General features: G+C 31.6%; 15 protein-coding genes. 13 read left to right on the top strand and 2 right to left on the bottom strand.

Translation table 11 applies throughout. From position 1 onward, the window contains the following. Positions 1 to 48 precede the first annotated feature (48 nt). Positions 49 to 795: an SDR family NAD(P)-dependent oxidoreductase gene (locus tag ACSBO6_RS11125; protein ID WP_498843361.1), complete on the top strand. Its 747-nt coding sequence runs from the start codon at positions 49 to 51 to the stop codon at positions 793 to 795. A gap of 33 nt (positions 796 to 828) precedes the next feature. On the opposite strand, the gene ACSBO6_RS11120 is transcribed toward ACSBO6_RS11125, so the two are convergent. Continuing rightward, complete coding sequence (locus ACSBO6_RS11120; protein ID WP_098846036.1) at positions 829 to 1,938, bottom strand: AbrB family transcriptional regulator; 1,110 nt, start codon at positions 1,936 to 1,938, stop codon at positions 829 to 831. Between the two features lie 249 nt (positions 1,939 to 2,187). Between ACSBO6_RS11120 and gnd the strand changes: the two genes are divergently transcribed. Then, positions 2,188 to 3,594: an NADP-dependent phosphogluconate dehydrogenase gene (gene gnd / locus ACSBO6_RS11115; protein WP_098846035.1), complete on the top strand. Its 1,407-nt coding sequence runs from the start codon at positions 2,188 to 2,190 to the stop codon at positions 3,592 to 3,594. 56 nt (positions 3,595 to 3,650) lie between these two features. Here gnd and zwf read toward each other — a convergent pair whose 3' ends face one another. Beyond that, complete coding sequence (gene zwf / locus ACSBO6_RS11110; RefSeq protein WP_098846034.1) at positions 3,651 to 5,150, bottom strand: glucose-6-phosphate dehydrogenase; 1,500 nt, start codon at positions 5,148 to 5,150, stop codon at positions 3,651 to 3,653. Positions 5,151 to 5,787: 637 nt separating this feature from the next. Between zwf and ACSBO6_RS11105 the strand changes: the two genes are divergently transcribed. The 11 genes from ACSBO6_RS11105 (at position 5,788) to ACSBO6_RS11055 (ending at position 18,721) form a co-directional block, all read left to right on the top strand. Further along, complete coding sequence (locus ACSBO6_RS11105; protein WP_098846033.1) at positions 5,788 to 7,044, top strand: cation:dicarboxylate symporter family transporter; 1,257 nt, start codon at positions 5,788 to 5,790, stop codon at positions 7,042 to 7,044. 684 nt (positions 7,045 to 7,728) lie between these two features. Then, positions 7,729 to 11,406: a M4 family metallopeptidase gene (locus tag ACSBO6_RS11100; RefSeq protein ID WP_498843360.1), complete on the top strand. Its 3,678-nt coding sequence runs from the start codon at positions 7,729 to 7,731 to the stop codon at positions 11,404 to 11,406. Between the two features lie 164 nt (positions 11,407 to 11,570). Further along, positions 11,571 to 11,969 (top strand): BsuPI-related putative proteinase inhibitor, encoded by a 399-nt coding sequence (locus ACSBO6_RS11095; RefSeq protein ID WP_142339210.1) that lies wholly within the window; start codon positions 11,571 to 11,573, stop codon positions 11,967 to 11,969. A 186-nt stretch (positions 11,970 to 12,155) separates the two neighbouring features. Next, complete coding sequence (locus ACSBO6_RS11090) at positions 12,156 to 13,799, top strand: AMP-binding protein (RefSeq protein WP_098846030.1); 1,644 nt, start codon at positions 12,156 to 12,158, stop codon at positions 13,797 to 13,799. Between the two features lie 139 nt (positions 13,800 to 13,938). Next, positions 13,939 to 14,475: a signal peptidase I gene (gene lepB, locus ACSBO6_RS11085; protein WP_286138309.1), complete on the top strand. Its 537-nt coding sequence runs from the start codon at positions 13,939 to 13,941 to the stop codon at positions 14,473 to 14,475. 507 nt (positions 14,476 to 14,982) lie between these two features. After that, positions 14,983 to 15,243, top strand: a complete 261-nt coding sequence (locus tag ACSBO6_RS11080) for a metal-sensitive transcriptional regulator (RefSeq protein WP_098846029.1) — start codon at positions 14,983 to 14,985, stop codon at positions 15,241 to 15,243. 55 nt (positions 15,244 to 15,298) lie between these two features. After that, positions 15,299 to 15,658 carry a rhodanese-like domain-containing protein gene (locus tag ACSBO6_RS11075; RefSeq protein WP_498844671.1) on the top strand — a complete coding sequence of 120 codons (360 nt, stop codon included), beginning with the start codon at positions 15,299 to 15,301 and terminating at the stop codon, positions 15,656 to 15,658. Positions 15,659 to 15,674: 16 nt separating this feature from the next. Continuing rightward, on the top strand, positions 15,675 to 15,971 hold the full coding sequence (locus ACSBO6_RS11070; RefSeq protein WP_098846027.1) for a rhodanese-like domain-containing protein: 297 nt from the start codon (positions 15,675 to 15,677) through the stop codon (positions 15,969 to 15,971). A 329-nt stretch (positions 15,972 to 16,300) separates the two neighbouring features. Further along, positions 16,301 to 17,251, top strand: coding sequence for a heme-dependent oxidative N-demethylase family protein (locus ACSBO6_RS11065; protein WP_498843359.1), 951 nt, complete (start codon positions 16,301 to 16,303; stop codon positions 17,249 to 17,251). Between the two features lie 6 nt (positions 17,252 to 17,257). Next, the gene (locus ACSBO6_RS11060; protein ID WP_498843358.1) at positions 17,258 to 17,746 is read left to right on the top strand and encodes a dimethylamine monooxygenase subunit DmmA family protein; all 489 of its coding nucleotides are present in this window, start codon (positions 17,258 to 17,260) and stop codon (positions 17,744 to 17,746) included. Positions 17,747 to 17,761: 15 nt separating this feature from the next. Then, positions 17,762 to 18,721: a PDR/VanB family oxidoreductase gene (locus tag ACSBO6_RS11055; protein ID WP_098846024.1), complete on the top strand. Its 960-nt coding sequence runs from the start codon at positions 17,762 to 17,764 to the stop codon at positions 18,719 to 18,721. The last annotated feature ends 492 nt before the right edge of the window (positions 18,722 to 19,213 follow it).

Below are 19,213 nucleotides of genomic sequence, written 5' to 3'. Positions count from 1 at the left end.
AGGGTGGAAATAATAATAATAGACTAATTTTAAAAAGAGGTATGAAAATTGAAGGAAAAATTTAAAGGGAAATCAATTATTATCACAGGTGGTGCAAATGGAATTGGAGAGGGTATTGCAATTGCATTTGGAAGATTAGGAGCAATTGTTTTTATAGCGGATGTTGATGAGATAAATGGTAATAGAGTTGTAAAGAGAATTGAAGAAAACGGTGGGAGAGCAATATTCTTTAAGACGGATGTTAGTATAGAAGGGGACATTATCAATCTAATTGGCACAGTTATTGATCAAGTTGGTAAGCTTGATATTTTAATTAATAATGCAGGAATTTCAGCTTTTATGCCATTTTTGAGTTTATCAACAAATGAATGGGATAAAGTAATAAATACAAATTTAAGGAGCGTTTTTATTTCATCTAGAGAAGCTGCAAAAGTGATGAATAATGGTGCGAGAATCATAAATATGGCATCAACAAGAGCGATCATGTCAGAGCCAAATTCAGAAGCTTATGCAGCATCAAAAGGTGGAATTGTATCAATTACCCATTCATTAGCTGCAACGCTTCAGCCAAATGGTATAACAGTAAACTGCATTAGCCCTGGATGGATACAAGTTGACGAAAATGAACAATTAAAAGAAACTGATCATACTCAACATTGGTCAAATCGAGTAGGCAAGCCTGAGGATATAGCGAAAGCTTGTATTTATCTAGCTGATCCAGAAAATAACTTTATAAATGGTCAAAATATCATAATTGATGGTGGAATGACTAGAAAAATGATTTATGAAGAGTAAAAAGCAAGGAACGTTTATATTCCTTGCTTTTTTTTATTCGTTACTTATTCGTTTTAAGTTACTTTCTTGGATTTTTGCCCTAAAAATATATCTTAGTAAATAGGGTACTACGATAAATATGAATAATGTTCTGAATAGTTGATAACACATGATGACAGTTATATCTGCATCTACTTCTTTCGCAATTAATGCCATTTGATCCATTCCACCGGGAGCTAAGCTTAGTAAGGCACTGATTAGATCAATGGTGTGAATATGTGTTAAAAATAGACTAGATAAAAGTGAAAATGTTAATAAAATGATACCACTTAAGATTGAAACGAAAATGATCTTTAATTTGTTATTTAAGTTTTCTGGTTTTAATAATAAGCCAATATAACTTCCCATCATCAGCTGAGAGCAATCTAGAATAACAGATGGTAATGCAGGTCCATGGAGTCCAGATAAATTAAGGATAATGGTAGCAATCATTGGTCCTAAAAGTAATGCTGTTGGAAAATTTATTTTCTTCCCTAATATTCCAAGTAATGTACAAAAAATAGCAAAAATTATGATGTTTGGATATAAGCCATGCCAGCTAGCTGAAGTGTGTTGAATGGCTTCTGAAATTGAACTTTTATGTACATTAAAAAAAGGACTGAAAATTAATAATGGGACCATAAAAATAATCATCATTAGCCTGGAAATTTGTAAGAAAGTGACAATTGTAAAGTCAATATCTTTAATTTCTTCTGCTAGAGCAATCATTTGGCTAAGGCCACCAGGAATGCTACCTAGCAATACAGTTGGATAATGTATTTTAAATACTTTTGAAATGATGATTGAAATTGTAATTGTAAAAAGGATGAGTAAAAAGGTCATCAAAATCATAGAAGTTATTTGATGACCAATTTGAATAAAGGTAGAGGCTGTAAATGATAGCCCAATTGTGTAGCCGATTATGATCATGGCTGTATCTCGAATTTTACTTGGCCAATACAATTTAATCCCTTTTATTTTAGAAAGTATAAGGACAAAAAACATTGGTCCAAGGAGCCAAGGTATTGGTAGATTAATCGATTGAAATAAAAATCCACCGATTATTGCAATGGTTAAAGTAAATAAAAGTTGGGTCCATTTATTATTCTTGTAATTTTTTATCATCGTCTCACTTCTTTTCAAATTATGAAATTTTAATGTCTAGATCATGTTTACATTTATTCATCGCGCTTGTTATGTTAATATCATTATTGACCTTAAGTTTATGGTATGCAAGGATTTTGCTTGGTTAGTCTTTTGACTATTTTACAGGATAGCATAACTAATCGGAGGATATATTAAAGAGAGTAAATATTTTACAATTTTTTAATTTGAAAACCCTTGCAAATTTTTAATTAGAAAGGACTAATTGAATTGGCTAAACAACAAATAGGCGTAATTGGATTAGCAGTAATGGGAAAAAACCTAGCTTTAAATATTGAAAGTAGAGGTTTCTCAATTTCTGTTTATAACCGATCAGTTGAAAAAACAGAAGAATTTTTAAAAGAAGCAGAAGGTAAAAATGTAGTTGGTGCATTTTCAATTGAAGAATTTGTAAATTCTCTTGAAACACCTAGAAAAATTTTGATAATGGTAAAAGCAGGTGCCCCAACAGATTCAACAATTGAAATGTTATTACCTCATCTTGACCAAGGTGATATTTTAATTGATGGCGGAAATACATACTATAAAGACACTCAAAGACGAAACAAAATGCTATCTGATAGCGGAATTCATTTTATTGGAACAGGTGTTTCAGGAGGAGAAGAGGGGGCTTTAAAAGGACCTTCAATTATGCCTGGTGGACAAAAAGAAGCATTTGAACTAGTTAAACCAATTTTTGAAGCGATTTCTGCAAAAGTGAATAATGAGCCTTGTACAACATATATAGGCCCAGATGGTGCAGGTCATTACGTGAAAATGGTTCATAATGGAATTGAATATGGTGATATGCAATTAATCTCAGAAGCTTACTTTTTATTAAAAAATGTACTGGGCTTAAGTGCTGAAGAATTACACCGTGTGTTTAGTGATTGGAATAAGGGTGAACTTGATAGTTATTTAATTGAAATTACAGCCGATATCTTTACGAAAACAGACGAAGAAACTGGTAAACCACTTGTAGACGTTATTTTAGATAAAGCAGGACAAAAAGGTACAGGAAAATGGACAAGCCAAAGCACGCTTGATTTAGGCGTACCTACTTCTATTATAACGGAGTCTGTATTTGCACGTTTTATTTCTGCAATGAAAGATGAAAGAGTAAAAGCAAGTAAATTATTATCTGGTCCATCAACTAGTACATATAATGGTGATAAAAAGCAACTGATTGAAGATGTCCGTAAAGCCCTTTATATGAGTAAAATTTGTTCATATGCTCAAGGATTTGCTCAATTAAGAGCTGCATCTGATGAGTATAACTGGGATTTACAATATGGTGATATAGCGATGATTTTCAGAGGTGGATGTATTATCCGAGCAGCCTTCTTACAAAAAATTAAGGAAGCATATGATTTAGATGCTAATCTTTCTAACTTATTGCTTGATCCATATTTCAAAGAAATCGTAGAAAGTTATCAAGGTGCATTACGTAAAATTAGCGTAGTAGCAATTGAAGCTGGAGTACCAATTCCATGTTTCTCTGCTGCATTAGCTTATTTTGATAGTTACCGTACAGAAACACTTCCTGCAAATTTAATTCAAGCACAAAGAGATTATTTTGGTGCACATACTTATGAACGAATTGATAAAGAAGGTAAGTTCCATACTCAGTGGACATAATTTAAAGATTGAAATAAAAAGTTCCCCCCTCGATTTGATGAGGGGGGAACTTTTTATTAATTTTCATTTAATCGATCAGTAACTGGCCACCATTTATGACCATCAACTGTCAATAAAGTATCAGCTTCGTCTGGACCCATTGATCCAGCACTATAAGTTGTAAGTGGTGCTAAATTTTTATCCCAAGCTTTTGTGATCACATCAACAAAGCTCCAAGAATATTTTACTTCATCCCAATGAGTAAAGTTTGTACCATCACCTAGCATACAATCATAAATTAATCGCTCATAAGCTTCAGGTGTATTAATACAATCAACGCAATTATTATTAAATGTTAATTGAATTGGCTTTGTGTAACCTTCATCTGAGCCAGATCTTTTTGCATTTAACTGCAATGTAATCCCTTCGTCAGGTTGAATATGTATAATTAATAAATTCGGAGACATCGTCTCTTTTGTATTGTAATAAAGATTCATCGGTATATCTGAGAACTGAACGATAATCTTAGTAGATTTTGTCGCCATTCTTTTACCAGTTCGAATATAGAATGGAACACCTGCCCATCTAAAATTATCGATAAAAAGTTTACCCGCTACAAATGTTTCAGTTTGAGACTCAGGGTCTACATTGTTCTCATTTCTATATGAAGGAACTTCTTCACCGTTTATAACACCAGCATCATATTGACCACGAACAAAGTAATCTTTTACTTCAGTTTCATCAATTTTTCGAAGTGCTTTAAATACTTTCACTTTTTCACTACGAATTTCTTCTGTTGTTAATTTAATTGGAGGTTCCATAGCAAGAAGTGCTGCCACTTGAAGCATATGATTTTGAACCATATCTTTTAAAGCTCCAGAGTTCTCATAATACTTACCACGGTCCTCAACACCAAGAATTTCACTAGAAGTAATTTGGATATTCGAAATAAATCGATTATTCCATAGTGGTTCAAACATTGCATTAGCAAAACGGATTACTTCAATATTTTGAACCATTTCTTTACCTAAGTAATGGTCGATACGGTAGATTTGATCTTCAGAAAATGCTTCGCGAATTTCATTATTCAATTCCATTGCACTTGGTAAATCATGTCCAAATGGTTTTTCGATTACAATTCGACTCCAACCTTCTGTATCAGCCAAGCCATTTTGTTTCAACTGTTTAGCAATTGTTCCGAAAAACTCTGGTGCCATTGCTAAGAAGAAAACACGATTACCAGGAATTTCATAATGGTTATCCAAGTTTGTTAATAAATTTCCTAATTCGATATAAGAAGATGGTTCTAATACTTCAAATTGGTGGTAATAAAAATGAGATAAGAAGCTTTCAATTTCAGTCTCAGATGAAGCAATAGATTTTATTGATTTTTTTACAGTTTCACGAAACTCATCGTTAGACCAAGGTCTTCTACCTACACCTACAACCGCAAAACCTTCATCAATTTTTTGACTTAAAAATAATCTATATATTGAAATGAAAAGCTTTCTTTTTGCTAGGTCTCCTGTCGCTCCAAAAATAACAATAACTGCTTTTGGGTTTACTTTAGTTTTCAATTAATTTACCTCACTTCTTAAACTTAAATTACTAACTTATTTTAGTAATAATCAAGACTGATTATACAAAATATGTAAAATCACTTTCAAAAAAAATATCTTGAAAGCAGTTTCATTAATTATTAAAAAATAAATTAAACTTCCAAATTATTCATCTTATATCATAAACAAAACCGACTGATTCGTAAATAAAAGTCTTGATAATATTTAACTTTTTTCTTCTTAATTTATCGTAAACAAAGTGGTTTTATATGAAATGGTTCCTTCAACTTTAAATCAATTATATGTAATTATTTGGTTAAAAATTAAAAAGTAATTAAAAAAACGAAAGAGAAATTTGTCAAAATCTCAGTTTTTTAGTAAAATTGTAATGTGCCATGATAGAAATATGGAAAATATAGTAAAATTGAAATCGTAATGATTTCTTTGCTACTGTTTTTAATAGCCTTTTTTGTTTATAAATTCTGAATATAATCAAAAAAGCAAATTATGGAAATGATGGGTAATTTATAAGAGTTCCATCGATAACATACTCAAGCCAAGTTGTGCTTAAACCGTTTTAAAAATTAAAATGGTTTTGTTATTTTTAGTAAATTAAAAAACTTGGCAAAATTCTACTAAAAGGGGGACTTTTATTATGAAAAAAATTGGCTTAGCTTGGCAAATATTAATTGGTCTTGTGATCGGGATCATTGTGGGCGCAATTTTTTATGGAAATCCAAAGGTTGCTGATTACTTACAACCAATCGGAGACATCTTTTTACGTCTGATTAAAATGATTGTAATACCAATCGTTGTTTCAAGTATCATTGTAGGTGTTGCAAGTGTTGGTGACACGAAAAAACTTGGCCGTTTAGGCGGAAAAACTATTTTGTACTTTGAAATTATTACAACTGTTGCGATTTTAATCGGTTTACTAGTAGCGAATATCGTTAAACCAGGCGCTGGTGTAGATATGAGTATTCTTCACAAAACTGATATAAATACTTATGTTGAAACAGCTAAAGAAGTAAAAAGTCATGGTTTTGCAGATACTTTTGTAAATATCGTACCGCCAAACATTTTTTCAGCTTTCGTTGAAGGAAATATGTTAGCAATTATCTTTTTCTCAGTGCTGTTTGGTCTTGGTATTACAGCAGTAGGAGAAAGAGGAAAGCCTGTATTAGCATTTTTCCAAGGTACAGCTGATACAATGTTTTACATTACAAATCAAATTATGAAATTTGCTCCATTTGGAGTTTTTGCATTAATCGGTGTTACAGTTTCAAAATTTGGACTAGAATCTTTAATTCCATTAGGAAAATTAGTCATAACTGTTTATATAACGATGGCATTCTTTATTATTGTAGTATTAGGTTTAGTAGCTAAAATGGTAGGAGTTAATATTTTTAAGTTCATTAAATTAATTAAAGATGAACTGATCTTAGCCTATTCAACAGCGAGTTCTGAAACAGTTTTACCAAGAATTATGGAAAAAGTAGAAAAATTCGGAGTACCAAGATCTATTTCATCATTCGTAATTCCGACTGGTTACTCATTCAATCTGGATGGATCAACTTTATATCAAGCATTAGCAGCAATTTTCATCGCTCAAATGTATGGTATCGATTTATCAATTACAGATCAAATTTCTCTAATGTTAGTTTTAATGGTTACTTCAAAAGGGATCGCAGGTGTACCAGGCGTTTCGTTTGTTGTATTATTAGCAACACTAGGTACAGTAGGAATTCCAGTTGAAGGTTTAGCATTTATTGCTGGTATTGACCGTATTCTTGATATGGCTAGAACAGCAGTAAACGTAGTAGGTAACTCTTTAGCTGCAGTTGTAATTGCTAAATGGGAACGCGTATTTAAACCAACAGTAGTTGAGAATGATAATAATATTGCTATGTAATGAATTAAACTAAATAGTTAAAAAAGAAGAAGAAGCTAAAAATGCTTCTTCTTTTTGTTTGCAGTTGAATGATCAAAACAAAAAATCTACAGAAGTTTATAAAGAATTACACATAAAAGACAAAAAGGTTGAGGTTTCTATTAATTGCCCCTCAACCTTTTTTTGTGCGCAAATCAAAGAATTTAGTGGTTTTATTTTTTTTTGGAACTTTCTTCATTCGATATTGCGAAAAAAGAACCATATTCAATCTATTTAAAGCTTAAAATTTGAATTCATCTAATAGATAAATCGAATCAATCGAAAATCCTGTATTGTTAATATTTTTGAATACTCATAATATTAAGACGTTGAGTACTCAAACAATTTATTAATAGAATGGAGGGGTGTGATGAGGATTTTAAGTGGTAACTAGATAAATTTTTATCAAAATACAATTGTTACAGTTCTCTTTTTTATTAACTTGAGAAACATCATATACATGTTCTTATTAATGAACTTCACGATCTTAACAAAAATAATACATTAGATCTTTGTTTTTTCATTCCTAGACCACATATTTACTAGTTCAATTTAGATTAAACTAGTAGTTTGATAGAAAAATAATTGTAGAGGTTTTCTAAGTAATTAGCGATGTTTATTAAGGATTTCATTGCAAGTGTACAATAATTTAAAGGGGTTTAATTTATGTTGAAAAAACTTTTATCAATAACAGCTTTGACTTCATTAGCACTATCACAATCGCCCGTTCCTTTTGTTTCAAAAGCACAGGTCCTTCCTGTAAAGCATTCACATATAGAGATTACCTCACCAGAATATGCTTATTCTAATGAAAACATTGAGTCAATGAGTCTTTCAAAGTCTTTTGGTACCCCTAGTTTTATGTCTGGTAATCTATCAGTTCCTTCGTCAGACTCAGCAGAAAAAACTGTTCATAGTTTTTTAAATGATTCAAAGGCAATGTATAAACTAAAAAATGATGCAGAAAGATCATTTAAAGTCATTAAAGAAGTAAGGAATCAAGGAGATCATTTAGTTCGTTTTCAGCAAGAATATAAAGGGGTTAAAATATTTGGCTACCAACAAATTGCCCATATTAAAAACGGAATTCTTGAATCCTTTTCGGGATCTGTTGCTCCAGAAGCATTATTAGAAGAAGTTATTCATAATGATAAAAATATTACGAAAGAACAAGCTATTAATATTGCAAAACAAGACTTAAAAATGAACGCAGTATTTACAAAAACACTTACACCTGAACTTAATATCTATATGAAAGAAGATAAAGCGAATTTAGTCTATTTTGTAAAATTAAATTTCTTAGAACCAGAGCCAGGAAACTGGTACTACTTTATTGACGTAAAGACAGGAAAAGTAGTGGAAAAATATAATACGATTCATGAAGCTGGACAAGAATCTAGAGAACAAACAACTATAATAGGTAAAGGAGTTCTAGGAGATACAAAAAGAATTTTAGCGAATAAAGCTGAAAATAAATATTATTTACAAGATTTTACACGAGGATCAGGAATTACGACTTATGATGGCCAATCTAGTGAAATTCTTCCAGGGAAAGTTTGGGTTGACGATGACGGAATCTTGAACGAAACTTATGATGCTGCAGCCGTTGATGCACATTACAATACAGCAATCGCTTATGATTTTTTTAAAAAGAAATTTAATCTAAATAGTTTTGATAATCGTGGTGCTTCGATAAAAGCAACTGTACACGTCGGAAAGAACTATAACAATGCTTACTGGGATGGGGTTCAATTTGCATTTGGTGATGGTGATGGAAATACTTTTATTCCATTATCAGGTGCAGTAGATGTCGTGGGTCATGAATTCACACACGCAGTAACCCAGCATTCGGCAGAACTTGTTTATGCTAGTGAACCGGGAGCTATAAACGAGTCGATTTCAGATATATTTGGTACATTAATCGAATTTGATACGAAAAAGAAAGATAATTGGCAGATTGGCGAAGACGTTTTTACGCCTGGTCGTTCAGGAGATGCTCTACGTTCTATGTCTGATCCAACGCTTAACGAAAATCCAGATCACTATAGTAATAGATATAGAGGCATACTGGATAATGGAGGAGTACATTGGAATAGTGGGATTTCCAATAAAGCGGCTTATTTAATAAGTGAAGGTGGCACACACTATGGGGTTAATGTGAAAGGCATTGGAAAAGAAAAGCTAGGTAAAATTTACTACAGAGCACTCACAAATTATTTAACACCCGTAGCTGATTTTGTCCAATTACGATTGAGTGTTATTCAAGCGACAAAAGATTTATACGGGAAAAATTCACCTGAAGTACAATCGGTGGAAAATGCTTTTAATGCAGTTGGAATCTACCAAAAGCCTGATGAAAAGGATATCCAAAATGTAAAATTAAATACACCAATAAGTTTTGAATTTAAAAAAGAAGGTGAAATCAAGTGGTTTAAGGTAAATCCTCATAATGCATTTGGGCCGAACTCACATATAAATTTCACGATCAAAGGTGACCATGGTGATGGCTATGGACCGCTAATTACTGTATATAGAGATAAAAAAAGTGCGGAAGCAGGAAAGGCTTATTTCAATTACAAAGAGAACCCTGATCATATTCTTTATCCACTTTCAAACGATTCAACTATTTATATAAAGGTAGAAAGCGTTAAAGGTGGTCTATTTACTTTTAATAGCGAACCAACTTATCATCTACCATATAACGAGCCAACTGGTTGCGCTCTTGAGGTAAGTGCTAAGCAAAACCCATCAATTCTTAGTTTATTGGGAAGATTAAGAGATATAAGAGATAATTTGTTAGAAGAATCTGATAAAGGTCAAAGCATTTCCACATTATATTATAAGATTTCTAAGGAAGTTGTTGATGATGCTATTTTAGATGCTGATTTCAGAAATTCAGTAGCAAAAGACCTTAGAGAGCTAACAGGAGTTATTAATGAAATTCAAAAGATCAGTGATGGCGAAAATAGTGATTATAAACTTACAAAAAATGATATCGAAGTTATAAAGCATCTGAAAGAAACAATTAATAAAAAGGCTTCAAAAAAATCTGATGAACAGCTTAATAAATATTGGCAAAGTTTACAGTTAGAGGAAGGTAAAAGCCTTATCGAAACCATCAAAGAATTTGGGTTGACAACAAATTCGTCGAATAAACTAATCGTTAAAGTGAAAAATAGAGTCACATTATCTCAACTTAATGAAGTTGTACAAAAAACAGGTTTGACAAATCTACCTAAAATTAAAGGCTTAAGTAATAATGTAACATCAATTGAGAATACGTTTATTTTAGAAGTAGCTGGCAATGCAAGGGAACTATATAACCAATTGAAAAATGAAAATATATTTGAGTTTGTAGAAGAAAGTAAACAAAGTAATCCAATTCAAGCACTAAGTAAAGATGTTCAATATAAAACACAATGGTCACTTGAAAATACTGCGCAAGGAGATGGAATTGACCGACCAATTGGTGGAATTGTAGGAGCCGATATAAACTATAAAGAAATGGAGAAATTCCTACACGGGAAAAATCTTCCTGATACGATTGTTGCTGTTCTAGACACAGGGGTTGGATATGACTTCGATGATTTTAAAGGAGTAGTGTTAAAGGATCAAGGTTATGATTTTGTTCATAATGAAAAAGATGCAATAGACGATAATGGACATGGAACACAAGTAGCAAGTATCATTGGTGCTTTAGCAAATAACAAGAAGTCGATGGCAGGAATCAATCAACATGTAAAAATCTTGCCAATTCAAATATTAAATACTGAAGCTCTAGGGACATTCGAAAATCTTGCTTTAGGTATTCGTTATGCGACTGATTATGGAGCTAAAGTTATTAATATTAGCCTAGGTGCATCACAAACTAGCCCCTTAGTAGAAGATGCTCTAAAATACGCTTATAATAAAGGTGTAACGATTGTTGCAGCTGCTGGTAACTATTCTGATACAAAGTTAGCTTACCCTGCTAGTTCCGAGTATGTTATTTCAGTTGGTTCTACTGATAATAGTGATGCCCTTAGTAAGACTTCTAATACTGGTAAAGGACTAGATTTAGTAGCACCAGGTGAACGTATTCCAGCAATTTTTGCCAACGGTGATGTTTATTATAGTAGTGGTACATCCATGGCTGCACCACACGTGTCAGCAGTCGCAGGTTTATTATATTCTCTAAAACCTACTATTAGTGTTTCAGAAGTGAAAAGAATATTACAAGAATCAGCTCATGACTTAGGTGATGAGGGATACGACGAAAGCTTTGGTTCAGGGCGATTGGATGCTGCAGCAGCAGTTATGAAAGTAAACACTAAAAAAATGAAACCAAAACAAAAATATGAATAAAAAACGCTAATAGACATTAAAGTAATTTACTTAAAATTTTCAAATAAAAGAGATAGGAGCCAATTTTGCTCCTATCCTTTTAATAAGGAGTTGAATCTTTTATTAAAATTACTATACTAATTTTCTTTACTTTTACACTTATTTGTAGCTGTTCTCAACCTAAAGTGAGTGAAAAAAAAGAACTTCCTATCGAAACTCAAGGAATTGTTTTTATGGGAATTGTGCCTTCATTAAAATTAGTAGAAGAAAAACATGATAAATCTTTTATTTTTACTTTAAAAAACCAAAATGAACATCCTGAAAAACTAGTATTTTCTTCGACCATAGAATATGATTTTAAAATCATAGACCATTTTGGGAAAGTTCTTAGACAAAGGTCAAAGGATGAAGTTTCTACTCAAAAACTAAAAAGCGTTACTTTAAAGCAAGCACAAGAATTAGTTTACTATGAAGATTACTACAAACTAGTAGATGGACTACCTAAGGGTACATATAAAATAGAATTTATGTCGACTGCAACAAGTAGAAATATCAAAGCAGTACTTGAAATTGAGATTAAATAGTTACCAATTAGGAATCTAATAAAAATTAGATTCCTTTTTTATGCTGAAAAAAATTAATAAAACAGAAAATGAATTACAATAAATTTAAAAGGGAAAAGTCTAAAAACATAGAATATTCTTAATTATGTTGAGTTTAAATACTAATTACGCGTCCTTTTGGAACGGTAACCAATCAAGGAGGATCAGATGACAAATTTACTAGATGTAACGATAGGGAAATTATTAGAAGAAAAAGCGAAATTGCATCCTACTCACGAGGCTGTTGTCTACGCGGATAGAGGTTTGAGGATGAATTATGAGCAATTTGAAAACTATTGTAGAGAAATTGCAAAAGGATTAATGAGTCTTAGCATAAAAAAAGGCGATCATATTGCAATATGGTCTTCTAATACACCTGAATGGCTTACTTCACAATTTGCTACTGGAAAAATGGGTGGAGTACTTGTAACAGTAAATACAAATTATCGTACAGCAGAACTAGAATATTTATTAAAGCAATCTGATTCAACGACAATCATATTAATGGATCAGTATAAAGATTCTTCATATATTGAAATGCTATATGAAATCGTGCCAGAGTTAAAGGATGCAGAACCTGGAGAGTTAAAGAGCAGTCGATTACCGTATCTACGTAATGTTATTGTACTTGGCGATAAAAAATATCCAGGAACATTTTCATGGAACGAGTTAATTTCCTTAGCAAAAAATACTTCAGACTTAGAGTTAGATACAAGAATCGCAACAATGAGCCCACATGATGTAATTAATATGCAATATACTTCTGGTACTACCGGTTTCCCAAAAGGAGTAATGCTTACACATTCAAATATCGTGAATAATGGGTACAACATCGCAAATTGTATGGAATTAACAAAAGATGACCGGCTTTGCATTCCTGTACCATTTTTTCACTGTTTTGGATGCGTTTTAGGAACGATGGCTTGTGTAACAGTTGGAGCAACAATGGTACCTGTCCAAGACTTTAGTCCAAAAAGAGTGCTTCAAACAGTACAAGATGAAAAATGTACCGGATTACATGGAGTTCCTACAATGTTTATTGCTGAATTAAATGAACCTGATTTTTCTAAATATGATTTATCAACATTACGAACTGGAATAATGGCAGGTTCAAACTGCCCAATCGAGGTAATGAAAGCAGTAATCGAAAAAATGGGAATTTCAGAGATTACAATAGCATATGGCCAAACGGAGTCTTCTCCAGTTATCACACAAACTAGAACGAATGATCCAATTGAGGTACGAGTTGAAACGGTTGGTAAGGCATTACCCAATGTTGAAGTGAAAATAGTAGAACCTGGCACTTCTAATGAAGTACCCCGTGGAGTGCAAGGTGAACTTTGTACTAGAGGCTATCATGTAATGAAAGGTTACTATAAAAATGAAGAAGCTACTCGTAATGCAATTGACGAAGATGGCTGGTTACATACTGGAGATTTAGCGATCATGGACGACAGTGGCTATTGCAAAGTGACTGGTAGGCTAAAAGACATGATTATCCGCGGTGGGGAAAATATTTATCCTCGAGAAATTGAAGAATTTTTATATACTCACCCAGATGTGTTAGATGTTCAAGTAGTTGGAGTACCTGATCAAGTTTATGGGGAAGAAGTAATGGCTTGGATTATTCTTAAAGAAGGAATAAAAATAACACAAGAGGATATACGATTGTACTGTAGAGGGAAAATCTCAAAACATAAAATTCCTCGATATATAGAGTTTGTAGAAGCTTACCCGATGACTGCCTCGGGAAAAATACAAAAATTCCGACTTAGAGAGCAGGCTATCGAAACTGCACAAAATCAAGTTTAAAACTCCTAAACATTAAAGAAATAGCAAAGTGAATTAGTAAGCTTTGCTATTTTTTTATTAAAGTTTTGTAATGAATATTCAAACAATTAATCGTATTATGTTAAAGTGTGGAAACAATAAATTTAAAGGGGATACAAAGTTGAAAATACGAAAAAAAGATTCTGCATGGCAAACTTTTAAACTATTAATCTATTCTTTTACGATTGCATTAATTGTTAAGGTTTTTATTTTTTCACCCTTTATTGTTCAAGGTGCTTCGATGCAACCGACACTACATAATAATGACTATTTGTTTGTAAACAAAGCCTCATTCCATCTTTCAACAATCAATAGAGGTGAAGTTGTCATCATAAAAAAACAAAATGACCCTAAGTATTATGTCAAAAGAATAATTGGCTTGCCAAATGACACGGTTCATTTAACAAATGGAAACCTTTATATTAATGGAAAACAAGTATCAGAAAATTATCTAAATGACCACTTAAAAAATGTCTATAAAAAATATTTACAATTTAATCAAGTTAAAGTTCCAAATCAATCTTATTTAGTAATGGGTGATAATCGTCTTAATAGTAAAGATAGTAGAAATGGATTAGGGTATATTAAACAGTCTGAAATAGTTGGTAAAGTTGAAGGAGTTTTTTTTCCGTTTGATCGAGTAAGAATAATACACTAAAAGGAAAAGTAAAATGGATTAAATAGGAAATAATTGATGTTCGAATAAGGTTTTTCATTTAATTTTCATTTTCATTATATAAAGTTAAATCGCAATAAAATTGTTACTTACAGGTATTTTAAGCTTTATTTAAGGAAATAAATCTTAAATAGAAGAATAAATTAATCAAAACTGAAAGTAGGAATATATAATGAAAAAAAGTGAAGAGCTCATATTGGAGGAAGAAATCACTCATATTAAGAAGAATAATTGGTTAATAATGATTATAGCAATTATCACGATACCCTTCTTAGTCATAAATATGTGAAGAAGTAAAGCCTGGAATCGTTTGATACCAGGCTTTTATGCTGTTTAAAAATAAATTGACTATTTTTCAACAGTATATGACATTAATCTTCTTTTTCTACTAATCTAAAATGGAATCAAATTTATTTGACATCATACCTATCTGGGTATATAGTTCAATTTATCTAATATAAAAATTTTTCAATGAAAGGAAAGATTTGTATGACTTATGATGATCAAATAAAAAATAGAGTCAAAAGAATCGAAGGGCAGCTTAGAGGCATTTTAAAGATGATGGAAGAGGATAAGGGCTGTAAAGATGTTATAACACAATTATCGGCAGTTAGAGCGGCAATGGATCGTACAATTGGAGTGATCGTCAGTACAAATCTAATTGAATGTGTAAGACTAGCAGATGAAAATGGAGAAAATGCAGAAGAGCTTGTAAAAGAAGCAGTTAATTTATTAGTAAAAAGTAGATAAAAATCTTTCGTAAAACCTATTACAGGCCAAAAAATTTTTTGAAAGTAGGACATTCATTGAAATGTTAAATATTCTAATCATCGGATTAATTACTTATTTTCTAGTACAAACTTTTCTTCCAATCAAAGGGGTTAAGCAAATTTCAACAACTGAACTAAAAAATGAATTGAAAAGTAAGGAAAAACAATTCATTGATGTTAGAACCCCTGCAGAATATAAAGGAAGACATATTAAAGAATTCAAAAATATTCCATTGCATTTGTTAAAGCAAAATATAAATCATCTATCAAAAGATCAAGAAACAATCATTATTTGCCAGAGTGGAATGAGAAGTAAAAAAGCATGTAAAGTTCTTAAAAAAATGGGCTATACAAATATTACAAATGTAAAAGGCGGAATGAGTACCTGGTCTTAATAAAGGAGAGTTATAAATGAAAGAAATTACAGCAGAAAAACTTGAAGAACTATTAAAAAATGGACAATCAGTTAATATAATTGATGTTCGAGAGGCAGATGAAGTAGCAAACGGAATGATTCCAGGTGCTGAGCATATTCCACTTGGATTAATCGAATTTCGCATGGCCGATTTAGATAAAAATAATGAATACATCGTTGTATGTCATGCTGGTGGTAGGAGTAGCCGAGCAGTACAGTTTTTAGAAAGTCATGGATTTAATGTTGTGAACATGACTGGCGGTATGCTTGCTTGGACAGGAGAAATCGAATAAACATTATGATTAAAATTGCTTATAAAAATTATAGGCAATTTTTTTGTATGGAAAGATCACAACTTATTCAGGATTGTTTGAAGGAGAGAACACAAAATAAAGACATATGCTTAATGGTTCATAGAGAAGTAAAAGTGTGAAACTACAGATGTAGTACCTTATAAACTTTCTTTTATTATGTACAATAAAAGGGACTTACTATTGACATAAAAGACAGAATATTCTTATAATTAATTAACTCTAATGGAACAAAAAAGAGTATGTTAATCTTTGGCTAGTTTAACTTATTTGAACGATTTACTTTTTAATCTACTATAAAGGGTGTTCAGATGAAACCAGTTAATGAAATAGAAAGCTTTCCGTATCCGTTTAAAGAAGAGATATTTCGTTACTCAAATAATTCGATTATATTAGATCCACCTGTAAGTATTGAGATTACTCCTAAATATGAGGATGAAATAAAATTAAAAAGAAGCTTGTTACATAATTCACCTAACCATTGTTATCAAGCACTTCCTACTAGTTTTGAAGGGCAATGGGAAATTGTAGAATTAGTTTTAGATCATTTAATAACGTATTACCCAAAATATTTTGAAGTTCATAAAGGGAATGAATATTGGACGTTTTATAATAAGCTTTTGATGGAGGTGGAACAATTTCGCATCGGCGATCGAACTTCAGTTTTAGGAAAGCCGTTGAATTTCTTAGGTAGACATGTACAAGAGGATTTAATATATATGAGTCAACGAGATGGCGATTTATTTTTAGATGCTGGGCATCTCTGTTTTCCTTCGAATTGGTCACTTACTTTTAAACTAGGAATGAGATTTAAAGAGATTCATCAACCGATCCCAAAGTTTACTGAAAAGTCATTGGATGATCGAATTCTTCGTTTCTTAAAAACGATTGAACAAGGTGCACCTTGGACTCGTAAAAATTGGTCACTCATGGCAGGAAATAGATTAGATACTTCTTTAGAAACATTCGATCAATGGGGTAAGGAACGAAAAAAAGTTACAACTGATAATGTCGGGAAATTTGTTCATTTACGCGTTGAAGTTCAAAAGTTATTTAGGTTGGCTGCTACTAATGGACTACTATTTACGATTCATACTCATTTATTACCACTAGAGAAATTAGCGCTTAATAAAGAATGGTTAAAGCAATTTTATAATATAGTATGTGAATTGCCGGATTTCATTTTAGATTATAAAGGAATCTCTTCATATAAAAAAGAAGTAATAACATATTTGAAAAATAAACTTGAAGAAGTTGGGTAGAATGCGATGAATAATTTAATAGTTGAAGAAGCTAGTTTTATAGATGGAAAAAGAAAGTATTTAATTTGTTCGAATCATAGAGGGAGGTCGTTAATTCAGCCAATAATAGAAAAGTTACTTGAGAAAAACTATTCTTTTGATTTTGTATTCATCGGATTTGATTCAAGTCCAGAACAATTGGAAAGTAATCTTAAAACTTGGTTGCAAAGTCAGAAAATGGGTAGCTATTTATATTTAGCACTAAGTAAAGAAGAACTAAAAAAATTACGGCCAATTATAGAAGATGTTGGATTTTTTGAAGATGAAGTGCAATATGTTGGTTATGGTGAATTAAACTCAAAGGTTTTTTGTTGTCGTTGTCATAGTTTAACGGAATTAAAAAATTTAGAAATAGGTAAAGAAGTTTCATGTGAAAATTGTCATTTATTACTTTCAGTTTCTGACCATTATTCGGTCCATTATGACGCATATTTAGGAAACGTTGCTAAATTGTAGATGGGAGTGAATGTATTGATCGAGAATACGATACTAGTTCGTGTGAATGAAATAAAGCAAATAACACAACAGGTTAAAGAATTTAGTTTCATTCCAATTGATGGATTTATTCTTCCAACTTTTAGTGGAGGTTCTCATATCAATACATATGTTGATGTAGAAAATGAGATTATTTGTAGACCTTATTCTTTAGTTCACCATTCACTTATTGATAACACATATAAGATTGCGATTCATTTAAGTTCGGAATCAAAAGGTGGTTCAAAATATTGGCATGAACGAATGAAAGTAGGGGATCGACTGCGGATTAGTTATCCTAAAAATCATTTTCCATTAAGTTCAAGAGCGAAACATCATGTGTTTTATGCAGCGGGTATTGGCATAACGCCATTTATATCAATGATGAAAGAATTAAAAAGTAAAAATAAATCGTTTGAACTTCACTATACTTCGGCAACAAAATCAAGTAGTGCATTTTATGATTTTTTAAATGAATATTATAAAGAAGAGACAACTTTTTACTTTACGAAAGAACTTAATTCTAGTCGGATAAAAGTTGAAACGCTTTTAGACCATTCAATCGGAACTCATGTATATTTTTGTGGTCCTAATCGGTTTATTTCTCAATTTAATGAATCAGCTTATGCATTTGGCTATCCGAAATCAAGTGTTCATATTGAAGTATTTACACCACAATTATTGGCTAACGCTAGACCTTTTGAGGTAAAACTGGCCAATGGTACGACAAAACAAGTTCCCGTCGATAAAACTTTATTAGATGTTTTACTCGATGAAGGCTTAAAAGTACCATATTCCTGTAGAGTTGGTCGATGTGGTACATGCGAAGTAAATGTAATCGATGGGCAAATTGAGCATCACGACTTTCTATTAGATGAGGACCAAAGAAAAAGCAATAAAATGATTTTAACTTGTGTCTCTAGGGCAAAATCAGATCAAATAATACTTGAAATATAGAGTGCAATTAAAATAAAACAGCTAGACGATCCATTTAATTGGTAGACTAGCTGTTTTATTTTTATGAGAAAACTGTCCTAGTAATCTACCAAATTATTTGGATGATTATAAAGCCTAATAAGATTTAAGTTATCTCTTTTAGTACTTATATAGACTGTATTAATCATCATCATCTTTCTTTTTGACCATAACAATGTTTGAGTGTGGGATAAACATAGTTGGTTCGGATTCATTTAAAAAATATTCAGTATCAGGTTGTCTAATTAGACAGCCTTTTTTAGTTCGAAAACAAACCTTTCAATTTAATAGAGTCTTTTACTAAATTTATTATCTAAATATAGATATAAATAAGATGATTTAAAAAATACGTAATTTTCATAATTTTAGAGGATTTTTGAAAGTGTTTGTCGAAATTTTAATTATTCTTTGCATTTGTATTCTTAATGAAAAGAAAAATCGACTTTATTTCATAGGTAAATTCGATGATCAAAT

The sequence above is a fragment of the Bacillus sp. AL-1R genome (genome assembly GCF_052180195.1).
In the GTDB taxonomy this organism is placed as follows: Bacteria; Bacillota; Bacilli; order Bacillales; family Bacillaceae_G; genus Gottfriedia.
Note: the sequence above shows the minus strand (reverse complement) of the source record. Positions and strands in the feature narration are given on the sequence as shown.

Coding starts and splice junctions, on each gene's coding strand:
- ACSBO6_RS11120 (WP_098846036.1), bottom strand. CDS start 1,938: ATGATAAAAAATTACAAGAATAATAAATGGACCCAACTTTTATTTACT.
- ACSBO6_RS11105 (WP_098846033.1), top strand. CDS start 5,788: ATGAAAAAAATTGGCTTAGCTTGGCAAATATTAATTGGTCTTGTGATC.
- ACSBO6_RS11100 (WP_498843360.1), top strand. CDS start 7,729: ATGTTGAAAAAACTTTTATCAATAACAGCTTTGACTTCATTAGCACTA.
- ACSBO6_RS11090 (WP_098846030.1), top strand. CDS start 12,156: ATGACAAATTTACTAGATGTAACGATAGGGAAATTATTAGAAGAAAAA.
- ACSBO6_RS11080 (WP_098846029.1), top strand. CDS start 14,983: ATGACTTATGATGATCAAATAAAAAATAGAGTCAAAAGAATCGAAGGG.
- ACSBO6_RS11070 (WP_098846027.1), top strand. CDS start 15,675: ATGAAAGAAATTACAGCAGAAAAACTTGAAGAACTATTAAAAAATGGA.
- ACSBO6_RS11065 (WP_498843359.1), top strand. CDS start 16,301: ATGAAACCAGTTAATGAAATAGAAAGCTTTCCGTATCCGTTTAAAGAA.
- ACSBO6_RS11060 (WP_498843358.1), top strand. CDS start 17,258: ATGAATAATTTAATAGTTGAAGAAGCTAGTTTTATAGATGGAAAAAGA.